The organism is Mucilaginibacter oryzae (genome assembly GCF_003148845.1).
Lineage (GTDB): Bacteria > Bacteroidota > Bacteroidia > Sphingobacteriales > Sphingobacteriaceae > Mucilaginibacter > Mucilaginibacter oryzae.
The window spans coordinates 301,153-322,440 of the sequence record NZ_QGHA01000001.1; the positions used below are offsets into that span (position 1 = coordinate 301,153).

Genomic DNA, 21,288 nt, shown 5'->3' on the forward strand with positions numbered 1-21,288 from the left:
GAGCGAGAGCAGGGGTGTGTTATACGGGCGATAAACCTTGCGCAGAATAACACACTCCTCCACCCCTCTCAAGAGGGGAATCGCACAATTCCGCCGCTTTTTTGCTTAAGTTGACAGCTATGCCACCGGGGGAGATTTAGAGGGGTTATGAACACAATAAAATGGGGCATCATCGGATGCGGCAATGTAACCGAAAAAAAAAGCGGACCAGCATTTAAAAAAGTAGCAGGCAGCGATTTGATAGCAGTAATGCGGCGTGATGCGGAGAAAGCGGCAGATTACGCTGCACGGCATGGCGTAGCTAAATGGTACAATAACGCCAACGCCTTATTGGATGATGAAGGGTTGAACGCCATTTATATCGCTACTCCCCCCTCATCGCACCTTGAATATGCTTTGCAGGCATTAAAAAAGGGTTTTAATGTTTATGTAGAGAAACCGGTAACCCGGAACTCGGCCGAAGCAAGAGCCATGGCCAATGCCGTTAAAGAAAGCGGGCAAAAACTTACGGTGGCGCATTATCGGCGTGCCCTGCCTATGTTTTTAAAAATAAAGGAGCTTATCGACATCAAAAAGGTAGGTGAAATTCGCACGGTACAAATTAGGATGTGGCAGGCCCGCAAGCCCAAACTGGTAGCCGATGTGGAAACAAACTGGCGTGTACTGCCCGAACTGTCGGGCGGCGGCTATTTTCATGACCTGGCTCCACATCAACTCGACCTGATGTTATACTACTTTGGCGAACCCGAAAAATACCACGGCTTTTCGCTCAACCAGGCTGGCTCAACCCCGGCCGATGATCATGTATGCGGGCAGATCCTGTTTAAAAACAAGGTAGTGGTAAACGGCTCATGGTGCTTCAACGTAGCCGAAAGCGAAACCACCGATACCTGCGAAATTATAGGAACCGAAGGTAAAATCACGTTCCCATTCTTCGGTAACTACATTACCTGGAAAACCGAAACTGAAGAAGAAACGATAACTATCACCCATCCGGAGCATATCCAGCAACCATTCATTACCAAAATAGTTGCCTATTTTAAAGGCGAGGGACCAAACCCCTGTACTATTGAGGAAGCTGTAACGCTGATGGAGATCATCGATGCATTCACAATAAAATAAATAATGAACAACCTAACCTTATCGTATCCGCCTATGCCTGCAGGGGCGGATAAAAGTATTATTAAGCCTTCAAAAGCTTTTAAAAAGCACGTATACCTATCAATAGGGGCTATACTATTATTCATAGTATGCTATCTGCTGCTGTTTTTAAGTGCAATCGGCATAGCTGTGGCATTTGGTTACCTGGGTGTATTTGTAATGCAGTTACATGCCACTTTTTTAACCCTGGCCTTCGGCTTTGCCCTGATCATTTCGGGCTTGCTGCTAATTTACTTTGTGATCAAATTTATTTTTAAACGAACCCGTATCGATCAGTCTGATTTGATAGAAATTAAACAGGCAGATGAACCCGCATTATTTGATTTTATTCATAAGGTAACTGCAGAAGCCGGTGCCCCAAAGCCTAAGCGAATTTATTTATCGGCCGATGTTAATGCCGCGGTATTTTATAACTCCAGCTTTTGGAGCATGTTTTTGCCAGTGAAAAAAAATCTTAAAATAGGGCTCGGACTGGTTAACGCCATAAACCTATCCGAATTTAAAACTGTAATGGCTCATGAATTTGGTCATTTTTCGCAGAAGAGCATGAAGGTTGGCAGCTACATCTACAATTTCAATAGGGTAGTGTACGATATGCTGTATGATACTGAGGATTACGGCAAAATACTCAATAGCTTTTCAAAAATGCATTCGGTATTTAGTTTGGTAGCCGTGGTTAATGTAAGGATTGTACAAGGGATACAATATATTTTAAAGAAGCTTTATGTAGTGATCAACAAAGCAAACCTCGCGCTGTCGCGCGAAATGGAATTTCATGCCGATTCGGTAGCAGCCTACGTAAGCGGATCAAATCATATTGCAACTTCTCTGAAACGTGTTGACATAGCGCAGGTATGCTATGATAACCTCATTAACTACTCGCGGGCTAACCTTGCTGAAAATAAACGCACCGCCAACCTATATCCTCAGCACCTGGAATTTATCAAACAGTTTTGCCGTCATCAAAAAATGGATCTTGATGAAACTGATCTACCGGTAATAAAGGATGGATGGAACCCTGCTTACAACAGCGAAATCATCATAAAAGATCAATGGTCGTCACACCCAACTACTGAAGACAGGGAGGCGCGGGCCAATCAGCTCAATTTGCCGACAACGCCCGTAACAACATCCGCGTGGGTTCTTTTTAAAGACCCGACAGCAGTACAGGCGCAGATAACCAACCATTTATATGCCATAGTTAATACCGATCCGAAAGCCGACGTGATAGATTTTGAAACTTTTAAAGAGGATTTTTATAAGCAGATTAGTACAAGTTCATACAACCCGGTGTTTAATAACTATTTCGATAATCGCAACATAACCGAATTTAATATTGATGATACAATAAAAACCATCGATACCCCGGTTTTCGCAAGTTTTGATACGCTGCTAACTATAGAAAACTCCAACCTGCCGAAAGTAGTAAACCGGATACAACAGGACATTGATCTTCTTGCCCGTATTAACCAAAACACATCAATCAAAACCTTTGATTTCAGGGGCGATAAATACAGCGTTGATAGTATTTACGATGTTGAAGCCATACTTAAACACGACCTCGCACAAACCCAAAAACGAATAGAAGACCTTGACAAACACATCTTCCTGTTTTTTTATAATAAGGCAGATGCCGACCACAAACCGATCTTAACAGATAAATACCGGTATCTGTTCAACTTTCAAAAGGAGTTTGCGGTAGATTATGATTTTTATAATGACATTATAAAAGCCATCAGTCCTGTTTACAGCCAAATGAAACCGGAGCAAATTGTTGAGACACTTAGCGAAGTATACAAACAGGAGCGAGAGGTTAAAAAACGAGTAAAAGAAATTATAGACACTCCCGTTAGCCGGACCTATTATACCGATGCGCAAATAATTATTTTGGAAGAATATCTTGCGAGTCAGTATGTCTACTATAACAATCCGGGATATGATAACACTGCCATCAATAAATTTCATGAGGCATTAGGTGCCTACATCACTGGTATCTCCGACCATAATTTTGAAATCAAAAAGGATCTGCTTAATTTTCAGGCTGAATTACTCTAAATTAACCTTAACCCATCACAATGAAAAAAACATTCGTCCTGATTTTTGCCGCTGTTACATTTAGCCTTGCTGTAAAAGCTCAAACCTTCCATGTACCCGAAAATTATGTACTGAAAGAAAAAGCCGATTACGCCAAATATGAAGAAGACGTAATAAAAGGTATAGATTGGCTACAGGATACCCCGTGGGCGCTTGAAGAACAAAAGCGAATGGAAACCAATGCCTTTTTATTGAAATGGATGCAAGGCAACCCCGCCGTGAACATCGAAATAAATAGCAGTGTTGCAAAAATGACCGACAAAAACCCACCATTACTGATAACTTTTATGGGTGGCTACACCAAATACGCCCTGCAAAACAAAACCGGTTTTAATAAAGACAAAGCCAACCTTGCCGGTGTAAAAGCGGTAATTGATAAATACGTGCTGGAAACTGATCATAAAAACAACAGCCTGCTCAATAAACTGGTAAAAATTGATAAAGAAGGCAAACTGTCCAATTGGATAGAATCTGATTTTTACAAAACGAAATAAATAATAAACGCAATCGGGCAATGCGCCATTGCCGGATTGCTTATTAAGGTTTTAGCCTTTCTTTTTAGGCACTTTAGCACCTTCCTTACGTGCTTCAGAAAGGCCTATGGCAACAGCCTGTTTTTTGCTGGTAACCTTTTTCCCGCTGCCGCTTTTTAGTTTGCCTTCCTTCATTTCATGCATGGTTTTCTCAACTTTCTCCTGCGCTTTTTCTGAATACTTTGCCATGATAGTATGATTTGTTATTGTAATTAATTGAAAAGCAATTTTTCTGCCAAATATTTAACCTTGCTTCATAACCAGCATCTTCATACAAGGGCTGAAAACACCTTTGAACTAAATGCTTTGCGCAATAATAGTTAGCGATTGTTCAAAGCGTTTGCTATTCAAATTACAGCACAATTGCTTAAAATGAACAAGGGCATATTGCTGCCGGGCATCATTATCAGCCAAATTAATTTCACCGTTCCACATCCGGGTGTGCAATTCCTTGAAATCTGGCAGGGGGAAATCTAAATCAACCTTGCAGCCTGCCCCGGCGGCCAACAACATAAAAAATGTAAAATATGATACGTGAAGCACCTGCCGCATCAGGAAAAAACGTGCTAAATGATATTCGGTAACCTCAGGCACAAAATAAGCTTTAAGGTATGCGGCCTCTTCATCTTCATTACTTATCACAAAATTGGCAATAATGGCCAGGTCCATATACCTGTCGTTTAAAAACGCCGCTTCCCAATCAACAAGCCATATCCGCTCACCATCAAATAATATATTGTCGGGCTTTAAATCATTATGGCATGATACTAAATTATCGCTATCACGGGGATAAGCGCTTGCCACCCGACTGTACGCCTCGAATATCCCATCAGTTATACTTGCCGGCATAATACCTGCCGCTTTAAATTTTTCAACAAAGCCGGATACCACATCGATATAATTAACGCGTATGGGAAACAGCGGCAGATTATGCAGCCGTTTTAATAAGCCAGGTAGCATGGCCCTGGCATAATCTACCGGAAAAGGTTTTACATCAATAAAATCTGTAATGGCAATCCGATCATAGGCATTAAGATACCATACGCGTGGAGCAAGCCCGGCTTCGGCTGCGCTTTGCATACAGCCAAACCAATGCACCGGATCGGCCATTGCGTCTTCCCTCGTAATAATCCTCAACAAATACGGCTTACCCGAAACACATATTTTAAATATAAGTGCCGACGAAAGCCCCTGGGTTAACATAGTTACATTATCAAACCAGGCAACGCCGAATGTGCTGTACAAGGCTTGTTTTACAGCCTCTTTTTTATTTTCAGGAATCATAAAATAAGCAATAATTAACTGTGGTTTAATCAAATATATATCTGTATTTATTTATTAACCGCGTTTTTAAACTATATTTTTTCGGGCAAAATTTATTCTGAAAATTACCGTTAACCATTTGTAAGCATCCTCCAAATTGCTTTAAATCGCGGCTTGTTTTAGCTGATTTCCCAATTATTCGTTATCTTCAAAACATCTGTAATACTTACCTGTTAAGGCATCAACATACCCCAATAAGCGCTTATGCTAAAAAATAAACTACTCGTACCTTTTTACGAACGTATGGCATTGGTACTGATAGGCTTTATAGCACTCGGTTACCTCGTTATCATGGGCAAAGACCTGCTCGACCCTTTAATCTTTGGTTTTATATTTGCCATACTGCTATTACCCGTATGTAATTTTCTGGAAAAAAAGCTCCGTTTGCCGCGTAGTATGGCATCGCTTGTATCGATACTTTTGTTGGTTGGGGGAATCTCGGGCATATTATACCTGGTAGGATCGCAAATTTCAAACATGGCTAATGATTGGCCTATGCTTAAAAAGCAGGTGTCGCAATCGGTACAGGATATCCAACACTGGATCCAGCACGCGTTTCATGTTAACGCGGAGAAACAAATAGCTTATGTTGACGATACAGCCAAAAAACTGATGGAATCGGGGACGGACGTTTTAGGAACAACGTTTGGGGCCATCTCATCGCTGATGCTGTTTTATGTATTTATCCTTATTTTCACTTTTTTCATCCTTTTATACCGCCGCCTGCTTATCCGCTTTATAGTGTGGGTTTTCCGGGATGAAAATGAGCATATCGTAATGGATATTGTTGAGAATATTCAAAGCATTTTAAGGCAATATATTATAGGCTTACTGCTGGAGATGGTTATTGTTGCGGGTGTAGCCATCACGGTATTCTGGATGATCGGTATCAAATACGCCGCTTTGCTGGGCATTATTGTGGGCTTGTTTAATATTATCCCTTACATCGGTATCTTCACCGCGTTGATATTAAGTACTGTAATAACTTTTGCCACCGGCAGCCTTAGCCATACCATCACTGTTGCGGTAAGTGTAATCGGCATCCACGCGGTCGACGCCAATTTCCTGCTTCCAACTATAGTAGGATCCAAGGTGAGGCTCAATGCTTTAATTTCATTTATCGGTATCATCATAGGCGAAATGATCTGGGGATTATCGGGCATGTTCCTGTCTATACCGGTTATTGCCATATTTAAAATTATTTTCGACAGAATTGAGCCGCTCAAACCATGGGGGTACTTGTTTGGTGGCGATTACGAATACAAAGAACAGGCGGCTAAAGCGATGAAAACGGAATAAATATTCTTAATTAGGGTAAACCTATTCAATTAAACTTTCGTTTAAGGTTAGTATTGTTATAAGTTGCTAAAGCTATTGCCCCCCTATCATGATGCAAATTGTAAAAAACGATTCCCGTCCGGTATACAGATGCAGGCGATGCAATGAACCATTAAAAACACGCCGTAAACGTGGTTTATTGCTAAAAATAGCCTTGTTTTGGCTGCCCGTACGTAAGTTTTTTTGCGAACGCTGTCTTGCCAATCGTTATGTAATTTAACATTTAAAAATTACCGCATCGCGCTTTTCATAAAAACAGCTTTAATTTTACTTTGATTATTTGGGCATATCCTTAATTTAGTAGCGTAGCCAACTAAAGCTATATCTGCCTAAAAATGAATTTAAAACATAAGCTGCTGCCAATTCTGTATTTTTTGCTATTGCCTGTATTTTGCCTGGCGCAGGCAAAAAAGTTCAGGGTAGTGCCTTTGGGGGTACTGGGCGGTATTGACGAAAGCAATCTTTCGGCCTATATGGTTGCCCCCGGGGGCAGTAATAATTATATATGCCTTGACGCCGGCACACTTCATTACGGCATTGAAAAGGCGGTAAGCAATAAAAGTTTTAATACTGATGGCGCCACTGTTTTAAAGCAATATATCAAGGCGTATTTGATATCTCATTCGCACCTTGATCACATCGCGGGGCTGATCATTAACTCGCCCGAAGACAGCAGCAAAAACATTTATGCCTTTAATGACTGCATCGAAACCATCAAATCCCGCTATTTTACCTGGAAAAGCTGGGCGAACTTCGGCGATCAGGGCGAGGCGCCGACCTTAAAAAAATACCACTATAAAGTACTCGAGCCGGGCGCCGAAACCCCGATCGAAAATACCAAACTGAAGGTAACGGCTTTCCCGCTTGCCCACTCCAACCTTACCAGCACCGCCTTCCTGGTAAATAATAACGATAATTACCTGCTTTATTTAGGCGATACCGGCCCCGACGAGATCGAGAAAAGCGATCATATGCAAAACCTTTGGCAAGCCATCGCCCCGCTGGTAAAAGGCAAAAAGCTTAAGGCTATCTTAATTGAAGTTTCCTTTCCCAATGAGCAGCCCGATAAAACGCTGTTTGGCCACCTTACGCCAAAGTGGTTAATGGCCGAAATCGACAAGCTTGGCGCACTGGCAGGTACCGAAAATATAAAAGGTTTAAATATCGTGGTAACGCATCTGAAACCGCCTGCCGCAAACATCAGTAAAATTAAAATCCAGTTAAAAGCTGCCAATAAATTGCAGGTAAATCTCATTTATCCGCAGCAGGGTAAAGCGCTTAATTTTTGACCTCTAAACATCATCAATCCATGAAAATATCAATAACCGGTCTGCTTTTATTATTCGTTTTTAGTTCCGCAAACTTATTCGCGCAACAGGGCGGTAAGGTTTTGGAAGAGCAGCATATCAAAAGCAAAATATTAAAACGCAATGTTGATTATGCCGTTTACCTCCCGCCCGATTACGGTACAGCACACCGCAGCTACCCCATTGTTTATTTGCTGCACGGCTACACCGATAACCATACCGGCTGGCTGCAATTTGGCGAGATAAACCGTTATGCCGATAAGGCCATTGCCGACGGCACCATTCCCCCTATGGTAATTGTGATGCCTAATGCCGATTCGAGCTGGTATATTAACTCGTATGACGGAAAAGAAAAGTATGAAGACTTTTTTGTGAAAGAGTTTATGCCCCAGGTAGAAAAAGAATACAACATCAAAGCCGAAAAGAAATATCGTGGAATTGCAGGCCTTTCGATGGGTGGTTACGGCACTTTAATATACACGTTAAAACACCCCGAACTGTTTGCTGCCGGGGCGGCATTAAGTGCCGCCGTTTTCCCCGACGACCAGATCATCAGTACGCCCGACGATACATGGGATAAAATTTTCGGCCAGCTTTGGGGCCGAGGCCTGAAGGGTAAGGACAGGATTAACGCCGCCTGGCAAGGTTATTCGGTTTTGGGGCTGGTGCAAAGCAAAAGCGCCGATGAACTGAATGATGTGCGCTACTGGATTGATTGCGGCGACGACGATTTTTTAACCAAGGGTAACTGTATGCTGCATATAGCCCTCTCAGAAAAAAAAGTCCCTCACGAGTTCAGAGTACGTGACGGCGCCCATACCTGGACCTACTGGCGTACCGGCATTGTTGATGCCCTTGCTTTTATTGGGGATAGTTTCAGGCAGAAATAATTGGGATACGCGGATTTTTAGATATGCAAATTTCAGATGTGCGGATGTACAGATTGAAACCTCACATCAACAAAACCTAAAATTTAGATTTCATTCACTCATGAAGATGATTAAAAAGCTTTTACTGATATGTCTTCTACTCGTTGCGGGCAGCGCTTTTGCGCAGCAAACGGGCAAAGTAATTGAAGAATTATATGTAAAAAGCGATATTTTAGATAGGAACGTTAAATACGCGGTGTACTTACCGCCCGATTACGAATCATCAAACCGTACTTACCCGGTGGTGTACCTGCTGCATGGCTACGGCGACGACCATACCGGCTGGTTGCAATTTGGCGAAGTGAACCGCTACGCCGACAAAGCCATTGCCAGTGGTACCATCCCCCCTATGATCATTATCATGCCCGACGCAGGTACCAGCTGGTATATTAATAACTATAATGGCAAACAGCGTTATGAGGACTTCTTTTTTAAGGAATTTATCCCGGCCATTGAAACAGAATACCGTATAAAAAACAAAAAGGAATATCGTGGTATTGCCGGCCTGTCTATGGGTGGCTACGGTACCCTGGTGTACAGCTTTAAACATCCAGATATGTTTTCGGCAGCGGCAGCCCTGAGCGCGGCGGTGCGTAACGAAGATGATTTTATGGCAATAACCGATGCCCGCTGGAAAGAAGTCTATAGCAATGTGATTGGCCCCAACCTGCAGGGAAACGCGCGTTTGAACGCTACCTGGAGGGCCAATTCGGTACTTGACCTGGTACAAAACAAAAATGCCGAGGAGCTTAAAAACGTACGCCTCTGGCTGGACTGCGGTGATGACGACGCCCTAAGCAAAGGCAACATACTGCTGCATATTGCGCTTACCGAAAAAAAGGTTCCGCATGAATTTAGGATCCGCGATGGCGCCCACAATTGGACCTACTGGCGCACCGGGATTACCGACGCGCTGGCATTTATCGGCGACAGCTTCAGGCAGAAATAACGATAAATTTGAACGGGTGTTGCCCCGGCCCTGCGCTGAAGCAGGACTGAGCAGCACTACAAATGCGTATTGCTCCTGAACAGCTTAATAGCTATCGCCAGCAAAATAATTCCGAAAGCCTTACGTAATACGCTTAACCCTATAGGCCCAAGCAGTTTTTCGAGCCACTTTACATTTTTAAGCACCGCGTAAACCACTACGGTGTTCAGCACAATACCTACCAGGATGTTTTGTGTTTGATATTGCGATTTAAGCGAAAGTAACGTTGTCATGGTACCGGCGCCCGCGATGAGCGGGAAAGCGAGCGGCACAATTGAGGCGGCCTGCGGCAATTCTTCCTTAAAAAAGTCGACCCCCAAAATCATTTCCATCGCGATAATAAAGATCACCAGCGAACCAGCTATCGCGAATGAGGAGATATCAAGGCCTATAACCGCCAGTAACTCATCCCCAACAAACAGAAAGGTTACCATCAACACCAGCACAGCTATACTGGCCTTTTCCGATTCGATGTGGCCTACACGCTGCCTCAGCTGGATAATTACCGGTATAGCGCCCAAAATATCGATAATAGCGAAAAGGATCATTGTTACCGAAATGATCTCCTTAATAATAAACGGGTGCGGCATTGCTTTACGGGTTTTATTCTTTACGCTTTAGCCGGAAGCTGATCACAAACGCGGCCAAAATATAGCATGAAGATAAGAAGAAAATTGCATGTACCGATAGCAAAGCTGCAAGGCCGGCCGTAACCGGCCCGAGGGTTTGCCCGACGGACGCGTACGACTGGTTGATGCCCAGCACCTTGCCTTGTTCTTCATGGTCGATATGATCGGCAATAATTGCGTTCAGCATAGGGTTGCGCAGCCCGTTGAACAGTCCGTAAATGCAAATACCGGCAACAAAGGGAAAGAAACTATTAGCTAAGCCGGTTGTAAACATCGCGGCAAAACAAAGAAAAGTGGATAACAACAGGATAAGGGATTTTGATGAGAACCATTTGGTAAACAGCGGCACACAAAGTTGCATAATGATTCCGCTGACACCGAAGCCTGCATATAAAATACCAATCTGCGTAGGGTTGATCTTCAATATATCTACACTAAAAGTCTGGAAACCGATAATCATGGTAAACTGCGCCATAGTTAACAGAAAGCCCGTAAACACTGCTGTGCCTATGACCGGCCTTTTCAGGGTAGTGATCAGTGAGCCAAAGGTAAATTTTGAATTTTCTGAAGCGTTTTTCGATTTATCCGGCGGATTGGTTTCCTTTAAAAAGCAAAGGCTGCAAAGCGTACCGATCAGCGAAATTCCCGCCGCGAAGTAAAAAGGCACCTGCATGCCGTAGCGGTTAAGCAGGCCTCCAACTGCCGGGCCTATCACAAACCCGAACCCAAAGGCTGAACTCAAAATGCCAAAACGTTTGGCGCGGTTATCGGGCTCAGCCGTATCCGATACCATTGCCTGCGCCACCGATACATTACCACCGGTAAGGCCGTCTAAAATACGGGCTGCAAACAGCATGATCATACTGCGCGCTTCAGCAAAAAGAATAAAGGAAATACAGGTGCCCGCCAGGCTGATCACCAATAAAGGTTTGCGTCCCCATTTATCAGATAAGGAGCCTAAAACAGGGGTGGCAAAAAACTGCGCAACAGAGAAAGAGGCGGTAAGCACGCCCAATGTCTCGCCGGTAATGCCGAACTTTTTACCATACGAGTAAAGTATTGGTACGATAATACCAAACCCTAACGAGTTGATTACGCATATAAATACTAATACCCACAGGTTTTTATCACCCTTCATCAAGCGGTTGCATTGGTTAGCAAGGTAAAAACTGAACGTAACAAAAAAGGTTCTGAGCATTCAGAACCTTTTTTGATTTATAATAACATTGTTATATACTATTCAACAAATTTAGGGTTAATTGGGTCGTTAGCGCCTTCAACTTTACCATGGCGCACGTGCGAACGTTTGATGCTGTAGCCAAAGTAAACCGCGAAACCGATCAACAGCCAAACAATAAGCCTTGCCCAGTTTTCCCAGCCTTCACTGGCGATCATACACAAACAAATGAGTGCACCAAGCGGACAAACGATCATATAAGCAGGTGTTTTAAACGGACGAACAATATCCGGATCTGTTCTTCTTAAAATAAAGATGCCAATACACACCAACACGAAAGCAAACAAAGTACCTATACTCACCATGTCACCCACATATTTATCAGGGATAAAACCGGCAAATAATGATACGAACACAAAAAACAACCATTGCGATTTGTATGGCGTACGGAATTTAGGGTGCAATTTCGAGAAAACCTTAGGGATCAAACCATCGGTACTCATGGTGTAAAACACACGGGTTTGGCCCATCAGCATCACCAGGATCACTGATGAGAAACCTGCCAAAATTGACACGGTAACAAACGAAGCTAACCAACCATAACCAGGCATTGCTGTTTTGATTGCATAGCTTACAGAAGCTTCTTTACCTTGAATAAGGAAATCTTTATATGACACCAAACCTGTTAACACGTGCGAGAACAGGATGTAAAGCGCAGTACAAAATACCAACGAGATCAGGATGCCTTTAGGCATATCTTTTTGTGGGTTTTTAGCTTCCTGTGCTGCAGTTGAAACGGCGTCAAAACCGATGAAGGCGAAGAACACCACACTGGCCCCGCGCAATACGCCAAGCCACCCATGGTTAAAGGTATCAGAATAGTCAACCGTGCCTGCGCTCACCTTGATCACGCCCGCATCGGCAGGGATAGTGTATGGCGTATGGAATGCAGGATTAATGAAGTGCCAGCCTAAACCAATGATCATCAACACAATAGCAACCTTTACAATTACGATAATGTTGTTCACGATTGCCGATTCGGCAGTACCACGGATCAGTAATAATGTAAGCAGGAACAAAACAAAAATAGCAGGGAGGTTAACAATACCCCTGGTTCCCATTTCGTTAGCGTACATGCCAACGGTAGTGTTCGAAACTTCCATAAATGAGTGCGACCATGCGTACGGGATATGCACATTAAAGAAAGTTGTTAAAAACTCATTGAAATATTGCGACCAGCCAATAGCCACAGTAGCAGCACCGAGCGCGTATTCGAGCACTAAGTCCCAGCCAATGATCCAGGCGATGAATTCGCCCATGGTAGCATAAGAGTAAGTGTAAGCAGAACCTGCGATAGGAATCATACTGGCAAACTCCGCGTAGCACAAACCTGCCAGCGCGCAACCTGCAGCAGCGATAAGGAAAGAGATGGTAACTGCAGGACCAGCGTGTTCACCGGCAGCAGCGGCAGTACGCACAAAAATACCCGCGCCAATAATAGCGCCAATGCCCAGTGCGATAAGCGAACCAACGCCTAAAGTACGCTTAAGCGACTTTTCTGTCTCTGCCGAGGCAGCCATTAGTTGCGCAAGCGGTTTCTTGATAAATAACTTCATTTTAAATTAGTAAGATCAGTCAAAAATTAAAAATTTACATTTCCCCAAACGTACTTAAATTTATTGAAAACATAAAGCGCCGAATGAAACAACAGTTAAGGTTTAATTATCAAAATATTAAACTGTTAAAGTCGATTAGATGAGTAGAGATTTGTCTGAATCAGAATGTTCAGAAAACGGAAGGATCAACAGCATTGGAAGCCCAATTATATGCCGCGGGTTAAACGCAGCCTAAGCCGTGGTGTAAAACAGCTTAAGTTTGAAACTTAAGCACGCTAATAATATTGTCTGAATCAGAATTTACAGAATTTCATGATTAACAGAATTCTAAACGCATCTATTCTGAAAATTTAAAAATTCTGTAAATTCTGATTCAGACACCAGTCTATTACGCTTTCGCATCAGCCTTAACAATCACCTGCGTAACAGCATGCTGCTTGTCAAAACTTTTGATATGATTAGCGCTTGTATTGCCCGAATGATTTAAATGCGGTGCAATAACCAAAGAAACGATCGACATCAGTTTGATCAAAATGTTCATTGAAGGCCCGGAAGTATCTTTGAAAGGATCGCCTACAGTATCACCGGTTACAGAAGCTTTATGCGGTTCTGATTTTTTATAAAAGATCTCCCCATTGATTTCGCAACCCTTTTCGAACGATTTTTTGGCATTATCCCACGCACCGCCGGCATTGCTTTGAAAAATACCCATCAACACGCCCGAGACGGTAACACCGGCCAGTAAGCCGCCCAACACTTCCGGCCCGAAAGCGAAACCGATGACAATGGGCGTGATTAACGCGATTAAACCGGGTGCTACCATTTCGCGAATAGAAGCCTTGGTGGAGATAGCCACGCATTTTTCATATTCTGGCTTAGCTTTGTATTCCATAATACCGGGTATTTCGCGAAACTGGCGTCGTACCTCTTCTACCATCGCCATGGCTGCCCGGCCTACCGCCGAGATACATAGTGCCGAAAAAATGAACGGGATCATGCCGCCCACAAACAGGCCAGCCAGCACATCGGCCTTATAAATATCAATATGCTCAATACCTGCCACACCCACAAAGGCGGCAAACAATGCCAGGGAGGTTAAAGCTGCCGAAGCGATAGCAAAGCCCTTACCGGTAGCGGCAGTGGTGTTACCAACAGCATCTAAATTATCTGTACGATGACGAACCTCTTCGGGCAAACGGCTCATTTCCGCAATACCGCCCGCGTTATCGGCAATTGGTCCGAAAGCGTCTATGGCCAACTGCATGGCGGTGGTAGCCATCATGCCAGCTGCCGCTATAGCTACGCCGTACAAGCCCGCGAAATAGTATGAACCATAAATACCCGATGCCAGAACAAGGATGGGCAATACTGTTGATTCCATACCTACGGATAAGCCGCCAATGATATTGGTAGCATGTCCGGTTGACGACTGCCTGATGATACTCAACACAGGGCGTTTACCCATTGCGGTATAATATTCGGTAATGATAGACATTAAGGTACCTACCACAAGACCTACCACAATCGAACCAAAAACACCGTTTTTGGTGAATTCAACAACACCTGATTTTAAGGTACCTGTTGAATTAATATCTCTCAACATGCGGAAGTTTCCATCTGGCAAAATCCATTGAACAACAAAATATGTTGCTATTGCTGTTAAAACAATTGATGCCCAGTTACCGATATTTAATGCATTTTGTACACTGTCGGTCTCTTTTTTAATTTTCACCAAAGAAGCGCCAACAATCGAAAATATAAGCCCTAAACCTGCGATAACCATTGGTAATAAAACAGGCCCAATACCTTGGAAGTGATCTTGCAATGCTTTTCCATCTTGTCCCACTAATTCGCGGCCCAATACCATCGTAGCCAGCATGGTAGCCACGTACGAGCCGAAAAGATCGGCACCCATACCTGCCACGTCGCCCACGTTATCGCCTACGTTATCGGCAATAGTGGCCGGGTTACGCACGTCATCCTCGGGAATGCCTGCTTCAACCTTACCCACCAGGTCGGCGCCTACGTCGGCCGCTTTGGTGTAAATACCGCCGCCTACACGGGCAAACAACGCTATCGATTCGGCGCCTAATGAAAACCCGGCCAAAACATCAAGCGCTTTCGCCATATCATCACCATTAACGGTGCTGCCGGTAACGCCTACAACATACATCTGGTAAAAAAGAATAAAAAGCGATCCTAAACCAATAATTGCCAAACCTGCAACACCAAGGCCCATTACGGTGCCGCCTGTAAATGACACTTTTAATGCTTGTGCCAAACTGGTACGTGCCGCCTGCGTAGTGCGTACGTTTGCTTTAGTTGCAATGCGCATACCCAGGTACCCGGCAAAGGCCGATAAAAATGCGCCTATTAAAAAAGATACGGCGATAACAGGGCTTGAAGTGGCAACTGTTGTACCCGACCAGGCCAGCAACATACCGGCTACCACCACAAAGCCCCCGAGTATTTTCCACTCGGCACGTAAAAAAGCCATGGCGCCATCAGCAATGTAACCGGCCAATGTAACCATGTCGCCGTCGCCGGCATTTTGTTTAGTAACCCACGCGGCTTTACCGGCCATAACCAGTATACCGATCAACCCCATCACCGGAATTAAATAGATCAAGTAAGTGTTTAAAAAATCCATAGTCTCAAAAATTGGTTTAGTAAGAAGGTATCCAGGTAAGCACCTGGTTTTTAATAAAATTGGTTATTGCAAAATAGTAATTTTATTTATTTAGCAAGCTTACTGTCAATATTAAAGTTTTTTGAATAGTTTAGAGATTTAAACTCTGAAATAATATATGGCGAAAAACGCATCGCAAACAAAAATGAAGCACGAACTAAGCCTGCTGGATGGTACCATGCTGGTTTCAGGCTCAATGATAGGTTCAGGTATTTTTATTGTAAGCGCCGATATTACGCGTAATGTGGGCTCGGCAGGCTGGCTAATAGCAATCTGGCTCATTACCGGCTTCATGACACTTACTGCGGCCCTGAGCTATGGCGAACTGAGCGGGATGTTCCCTAAAGCGGGCGGGCAATATGTTTATCTAAAGGAAGCTTATAATAAACTTACCGCATTTTTATACGGATGGAGCTTTTTCGCGGTGATCCAAACAGGTACCATTGCCGCCGTGGGTGTGGCCTTCAGCAAGTTTACAGCCTATTTGATACCTTCATTCAGCGAAGATAACATCCTTTTTCAGGTAGGGTTCTTAAAGATCAGCGCCGCGCAAATTGTATCAATTATATTGATCATTTGCCTTACCTATGTTAATACCCGCGGTGTAAAGGGAGGCAAACTGATCCAAACAGTTTTTACATTAACCAAGCTCATCAGTTTGTTCGGTTTGATCATATTCGGCTTGTTTGCTTTTAAAGCCGATATCTGGCACAGCAACTGGACAAACGCCTGGGATTTACACAACCTGAATAAAGACGGCAGCATTACTACGCTCACCACCGGTACGGCTTTAGGCGCTATAGCGGCAGCCATGGTAGGCTCCATTTTCAGCAGCGATGCCTGGAACAGCGTAACCTTTGTAGCCGGCGAAATGAAGAACCCCAAACGCGATGTGGCGCTAAGTATGATGTGGGGAACCATCATTGTAACTTTTATTTATGTAATGGCCAACGTGGTTTATACCGGTGTTTTATCGCTGCATGATATTACTATTGCCGATAAGGACAGGGTGGCCGTGGCTGCCTCACACGTGATATTTGGTAATTGGGGCACCTATGTTATCGCCGTAATGATCATGATCTCCACCTTTGGCTGTAACAACGGCCTGATCCTTTCGGGGGCACGTGTTTATTATACCATGGCTAAAGACGGTGTGTTTTTCAAGCAAACCGGTACTTTAAATAAATTTGGCGTACCTCAGTTTGGCTTATGGATTCAGTGCGTGGTAGCGTCGTTATTATGTTTAAGCGGACGTTACGGCGATTTGCTGGACATGATCTCGTTTGTGGTAGTGATTTTTTATGTATTAACCATTCTGGGCATTTTTATACTTCGCGCTAAAAGACCAAACGCTGAGCGCCCTTACAAAGCCATAGCTTATCCAATTTTACCGGCGTTATATATTGTTATGGGTATAGCGTTTTGTGTACTGCTATTTGCGTACAAACGTGATTTTGCCCTTTATGGCCTGGTAATTGTTTTGATTGGTGTGCCGATATATTATATTTCGCAACGGAACGTTAAACAACAGGATGAGGCGCTTACTGGTAATTAGTTTTTTATTTTTTGGAGGATGGGCGGAGGCGCAAACGCTTCAGCAAAAACTGTCGGCAGCGTTTAACCGTTTGCAGGCGGATAGCCAATGCAGCTATGCATCGGTTTCGCTAACGGTATTGGATGCCAAAACCGGCGAACAGGTGTTTACCGGCAACCCCAATATGGGCCTGGCTACGGCATCAACCTTAAAAACCATCACCAGCATTACGGCATTTAATATGCTCGGCCCCGATTTTCAATATCAAACCCTATTGGGTTATACGGGCGAGCTTGGCGCAGATGGCACCCTTAACGGCGATATCATTATCAAAGGCGCGGGCGACCCCACGCTGGGGAGCTGGCGCTATGAGCAAACTAAAGAAAACCGGGTATTGGCTACCATGGCCCAGGCCCTGCAAAAAGCCGGTATCAAAAAGATAACCGGAAGGATCATCGGTGATGATAGCCTGTTCGGCACACAATCCATCCCTGAGGGCTGGATCTGGCAGGATATCGGTAATTATTATGGTGCCGGAACATCCGGGCTTTGCTGGCGCGAAAATCAGTTTGATATTAAGTTACGTACCGGTGCTGTTGGCAACCCGGTAGGCATTCTGCGCACGGTTCCATCCGTACCGTACCTTACTTTTAAAAGCGAACTTACTAATGGCGCGGCAGGCAGCGGCGACAATGCCTATGCTTTTTTGCCCGTAGGCAGTAAAGTGATGTATTTGCGCGGCACTTACGCCATCGATCAGGATAAAAAAAGCATTTCGGCCGCTTTACCCGATGCGGCCTATGATGCGGCTTTGAGATTAAACGATACGCTCAGGAGCCTGGGGATCATTATCGGCGCCGGGCCGGAATCTGCCGTCACCTTGAGCGCTAAAAACCAGTCTGTGCCGGTTATAGCCAAAAACCTGGCCACTATTTCATCTCCAACATTAAGCAAAATAGTTTACTGGCTTAACCAGAAAAGCATCAACCTGTATGCAGAGCAACTGCTTAAAACGCTGGCCTGGAAACAAGGCAAAAAACCAACCACAAGCAATGGCGTTGATGTAGTGCAGCAGTTTTGGCAGGCCCACGGCATCGATGCTAAAAGTATCAATATTTACGACGGCAGCGGCCTTTCGCCCGGCGACAGGGTAACTACGCTTACACTGGCCCGTATCCTGCAATCGGCTAAAAAGGAAAGCTGGTTTGCTGACCTATATGCCAGTTTGCCGGTTTATAATGATATGAAAATGAAAAGCGGCAGCATTAACAGCGTGCTTTGTTATGCCGGCTATCAAACCAAAAACGGGCGTGAGCTTTGCTTTTCCATCATGGTGAATAATTACAGCGGATCGAGCCGGGGGATTAAGGAGAAAATATTCAGGGTGCTGGATGAGTTGAAGTAATAACGACTGTAAACGAGCGTTTTAATTTATTATAAACCTCGTCATGAAAATATTATCCATTACTCCTCACAAACGTGTTAGCTATACCCCCGGATTAATAAGTTTGATTTTATTGCCTGTGCTTTGCCTGGTATTTCTACATCAGCAAAAAAAATTTAAACATACAGGAGTTTTGGACATTGGTATAGTTGATCCGGATATCGGCAGGATAATGGCAAAAAAATATCATTTTAAAATTCCGCCTGAAAGGAATTATGCAAAGGTCAATTTTAACGGAAGCATAAGCGGAGACAAGTCGTTACTTGATTTTGCAAAGTTGGAAATTAAAAATATGATTTGTACAAAAAGTCGGACTCTGGGTTTACAATTACATTTCGGAGCGCATGCAAAATATCAGACATTTGTAAGCGTAATTGATATGTGTTCGGCCGATGCATTGACATGGGTTCCGATTCAGGATGACATTTATGTTTATTATACCAAAAGATAATTATTGAGTTTGCCCGCATGACTAAAATTCGCTTCGATTTTCCTCAATCCATTTATCAAAGTTTGCTTAATAAACAAATTGACGCGCGGCAATTTATTGCTGAAGTTTTAGGCTTACCAAAGGGTAACCCTCATTTAGATGCCCTGACCTTAAATCTGCGTTTCAACCATGCTACTGAAGGCGGTTCGCCTGAGATTACTAATTTAGAGGTGATTAATGCTGTTTATGATGCCGCAAAACAAACAGGCTGGTTTGAGATAAGCTATCAGGTAGAACGGCATTACACCTGCTCGGATGTAAAAAGCCAACAAAAGCACACGGAAGTTTGCCCTTTCGAAATCACCCCGACCGAACAACTACTGGTGCTGCAAATCCCCGAAGATGAAAGCAGGGATACTGTATTTGAACTGTGAAAAGCTAAAGGATAATTTGTAGGTTTATTAGCAAATAAAACCTGTTTATGAAAAAGCTCACTGCTGTAATATTTTCCGCGCTTTTAACTGTAAGCCTGTTTGCCTGTAAAAGCAAAACCAACCCGGCTGATGATGTGCAATCCATCAAATTCAAATTTACCGAATTGGGCCGTGAAACCCAGTTCAGGATCACCTGCGATAAGTTTGACTATTACTTCCCCGAAGGTAAAGAGAAAAACTTTGACAAAAAGCCCGGCATTGATAGCGTAATGCAGCTGTTAACCGGATTAAAGATGGTGAACGATGGCACCGAGCCTGATGTACGCGGCAAGATTTATATCACCCGTAAAAACAAAGTCGTCGATACCTTATGTGTGGGGGTTAAAGCTTTAAAGTACAAGGGAAACACTTACGAAACACCGCAGGGTTTGTTGGTATTGATACAACAATAAGTTGTATCACCATGTTATTTTTCAAAACTAACCGGCACCTATAATGTTAAAGTAGTTATATTATTGAATTGAGATAGTCACATTTCCAGTAAAATCATCCTATTTTACCCTACCAAATTCCTAACCTCAACCGGCGACAACGTAGTTTGCTTTTTAAAAAAGTTTGAAAAATGCGAAAGCTGTTCAAAACCCAAGCTATAAGCTATTTCAGAGATATTCCAATCAGTTTGCCTCAATAGGATACGGGCTTCCTGGATCAGCCGGGCGGCGATATGTTCGGTAGTGGTTTTGCCGGTACTTTCTTTTAATACTTTATTGAGGTGATTGCTGTGTACAGCCAGCCGGTCGGCATAATCTTTGGCGGTACGCAGTGATATTTTCTGATCGGGCGATGCTATCGGGAATTGCCTCTCCAACAGCTCAATAAACAGTGATGACACCCGGGCTGAAGCGTTATGCGAATGATGATAGGCGGTTAACGGCTGTAGCTTCTGCCCGTAATGGATCAGCTCGAGCACATAGTTCCGGAGCAGATCGTACTTATACAGGTAATCGGAAGCTATTTCCTGCTGCATTTTTTTAAAGATGGCGGCTATTTCTCCGGCCTGTTCATCAGTAAGCAAAAATACAGGGTAACCACCTGGACTAAATAAGGGCAAAGCATCCAGCACTACGCCGCTTTTTGATTGCACCATGAACTCATCTGTAAAAATACAAAAGCTGCCCGCCTGTTTCAGATCCTGAGGCTTCCAGCTATAGGGGATTTTGGGGGTACCAAATACCAACGCGCTTTTTTCGATATGGATTACCTTATCGGCATATTCGGCAATGTTATGGCCCTGCACCAGGTTAATTTTATAATACAAACGGCGGTTGTAAGGCATATGCGAAGGGTCTTTTTTGATCCGCTCAAATATTTCCTTAACGTTAAACACGTTGAAGTGCCCTATTTCTTTATTAATGCCCGGAGGCAATAACGATTGGACTGTGGTATCGGCAAACACCGCGGCATCTTTATAAAAGTCTTCTACAGTTACCGTTTTCATACCTTATAACCTTTATTGAACAAAGCTATTGATTAAAAAACGAATGAGGTAAAAGCCCAGGTCAGCGGCAAGTCATAAGAAAATAGTACATCTTATTAAAAAACAACTAATTAAAACCAGGAACACCAACGCGGCCCGCTAAATATCCAGACACCGTTATTTGA

19 protein-coding genes are annotated in these 21,288 nt (G+C 43.7%); 12 read left to right on the plus strand and 7 right to left on the minus strand.

Annotated features, from left to right (window positions below):
- The first annotated feature begins 147 nt into the window (after positions 1-147).
- The 3 genes from LX99_RS01250 to LX99_RS01260 are packed head-to-tail and all read left to right on the plus strand — an operon-like array spanning position 148 to position 3,749.
- A complete protein-coding gene (locus tag LX99_RS01250) occupies positions 148-1,122 on the plus strand; it encodes a Gfo/Idh/MocA family protein (RefSeq protein WP_109605674.1) in 975 nt (324 codons plus the stop codon).
- Between the two features lie 3 nt (positions 1,123-1,125).
- On the plus strand, positions 1,126-3,216 hold the full coding sequence (locus tag LX99_RS01255) for a M48 family metalloprotease (RefSeq protein ID WP_109605676.1): 2,091 nt from the start codon (positions 1,126-1,128) through the stop codon (positions 3,214-3,216).
- A gap of 20 nt (positions 3,217-3,236) precedes the next feature.
- Positions 3,237-3,749 (plus strand): hypothetical protein, encoded by a 513-nt coding sequence (locus tag LX99_RS01260; protein WP_109605678.1) that lies wholly within the window; start codon positions 3,237-3,239, stop codon positions 3,747-3,749.
- Between the two features lie 51 nt (positions 3,750-3,800).
- Here LX99_RS01260 and LX99_RS25490 read toward each other — a convergent pair whose 3' ends face one another.
- Both LX99_RS25490 and LX99_RS01265 read right to left on the minus strand, forming a co-directional pair.
- The gene (locus LX99_RS25490) at positions 3,801-3,977 is read right to left on the minus strand and encodes a DUF6496 domain-containing protein (protein ID WP_022830625.1); all 177 of its coding nucleotides are present in this window, start codon (positions 3,975-3,977) and stop codon (positions 3,801-3,803) included.
- A gap of 108 nt (positions 3,978-4,085) precedes the next feature.
- Positions 4,086-5,072 carry a phosphotransferase gene (locus LX99_RS01265; protein WP_109605681.1) on the minus strand — a complete coding sequence of 329 codons (987 nt, stop codon included), beginning with the start codon at positions 5,070-5,072 and terminating at the stop codon, positions 4,086-4,088.
- A gap of 243 nt (positions 5,073-5,315) precedes the next feature.
- Between LX99_RS01265 and LX99_RS01270 the strand changes: the two genes are divergently transcribed.
- From LX99_RS01270 to LX99_RS01285, 4 genes are all read left to right on the plus strand, one after another.
- Entirely contained in the window at positions 5,316-6,410 is a 1,095-nt protein-coding gene (locus LX99_RS01270) for an AI-2E family transporter (protein WP_109605683.1), read from the plus strand.
- 374 nt (positions 6,411-6,784) lie between these two features.
- The gene (locus LX99_RS01275) at positions 6,785-7,738 is read left to right on the plus strand and encodes an MBL fold metallo-hydrolase (RefSeq protein ID WP_109605686.1); all 954 of its coding nucleotides are present in this window, start codon (positions 6,785-6,787) and stop codon (positions 7,736-7,738) included.
- A gap of 20 nt (positions 7,739-7,758) precedes the next feature.
- Positions 7,759-8,646, plus strand: coding sequence for an alpha/beta hydrolase (locus LX99_RS01280; RefSeq protein WP_109605688.1), 888 nt, complete (start codon positions 7,759-7,761; stop codon positions 8,644-8,646).
- 100 nt (positions 8,647-8,746) lie between these two features.
- Positions 8,747-9,634 carry an alpha/beta hydrolase gene (locus LX99_RS01285; RefSeq protein WP_211318934.1) on the plus strand — a complete coding sequence of 296 codons (888 nt, stop codon included), beginning with the start codon at positions 8,747-8,749 and terminating at the stop codon, positions 9,632-9,634.
- 56 nt (positions 9,635-9,690) lie between these two features.
- Here LX99_RS01285 and LX99_RS01290 read toward each other — a convergent pair whose 3' ends face one another.
- The 4 genes from LX99_RS01290 to LX99_RS01305 form a co-directional block, all read right to left on the minus strand.
- Positions 9,691-10,263, minus strand: coding sequence for a MarC family protein (locus tag LX99_RS01290; RefSeq protein WP_109605692.1), 573 nt, complete (start codon positions 10,261-10,263; stop codon positions 9,691-9,693).
- A 13-nt stretch (positions 10,264-10,276) separates the two neighbouring features.
- On the minus strand, positions 10,277-11,500 hold the full coding sequence (locus LX99_RS01295) for an MFS transporter (protein ID WP_109605694.1): 1,224 nt from the start codon (positions 11,498-11,500) through the stop codon (positions 10,277-10,279).
- A 38-nt stretch (positions 11,501-11,538) separates the two neighbouring features.
- Complete coding sequence (locus LX99_RS01300) at positions 11,539-13,095, minus strand: amino acid permease (protein ID WP_109605696.1); 1,557 nt, start codon at positions 13,093-13,095, stop codon at positions 11,539-11,541.
- 388 nt (positions 13,096-13,483) lie between these two features.
- Positions 13,484-15,745 (minus strand): sodium-translocating pyrophosphatase, encoded by a 2,262-nt coding sequence (locus tag LX99_RS01305; protein WP_109605699.1) that lies wholly within the window; start codon positions 15,743-15,745, stop codon positions 13,484-13,486.
- A gap of 157 nt (positions 15,746-15,902) precedes the next feature.
- On the opposite strand from LX99_RS01305, the gene LX99_RS01310 reads away from it, so the two are divergent.
- Genes LX99_RS01310 through LX99_RS01330 form a run of 5 tightly spaced genes read left to right on the plus strand, consistent with a single transcriptional unit; the run spans position 15,903 to position 20,078 of the window.
- Entirely contained in the window at positions 15,903-17,339 is a 1,437-nt protein-coding gene (locus LX99_RS01310) for an APC family permease (protein WP_109605701.1), read from the plus strand.
- Positions 17,317-18,723 carry a D-alanyl-D-alanine carboxypeptidase/D-alanyl-D-alanine endopeptidase gene (gene dacB, locus LX99_RS01315; protein ID WP_109605703.1) on the plus strand — a complete coding sequence of 469 codons (1,407 nt, stop codon included), beginning with the start codon at positions 17,317-17,319 and terminating at the stop codon, positions 18,721-18,723. Before LX99_RS01310 ends, dacB begins: the two co-directional genes overlap by 23 nt.
- 43 nt (positions 18,724-18,766) lie before the next feature.
- Positions 18,767-19,213: a hypothetical protein gene (locus tag LX99_RS01320; RefSeq protein ID WP_109605705.1), complete on the plus strand. Its 447-nt coding sequence runs from the start codon at positions 18,767-18,769 to the stop codon at positions 19,211-19,213.
- Between the two features lie 17 nt (positions 19,214-19,230).
- Positions 19,231-19,626 (plus strand): hypothetical protein, encoded by a 396-nt coding sequence (locus tag LX99_RS01325; RefSeq protein ID WP_109605707.1) that lies wholly within the window; start codon positions 19,231-19,233, stop codon positions 19,624-19,626.
- Positions 19,627-19,673: 47 nt separating this feature from the next.
- Positions 19,674-20,078, plus strand: a complete 405-nt coding sequence (locus tag LX99_RS01330) for a hypothetical protein (RefSeq protein ID WP_109605709.1) — start codon at positions 19,674-19,676, stop codon at positions 20,076-20,078.
- 104 nt (positions 20,079-20,182) lie between these two features.
- Here the strand turns inward: LX99_RS01330 and LX99_RS01335 are convergent, their stop codons facing one another.
- Positions 20,183-21,124: a helix-turn-helix domain-containing protein gene (locus LX99_RS01335; RefSeq protein WP_109605711.1), complete on the minus strand. Its 942-nt coding sequence runs from the start codon at positions 21,122-21,124 to the stop codon at positions 20,183-20,185.
- Between the last annotated feature and the right edge of the window lie 164 nt (positions 21,125-21,288).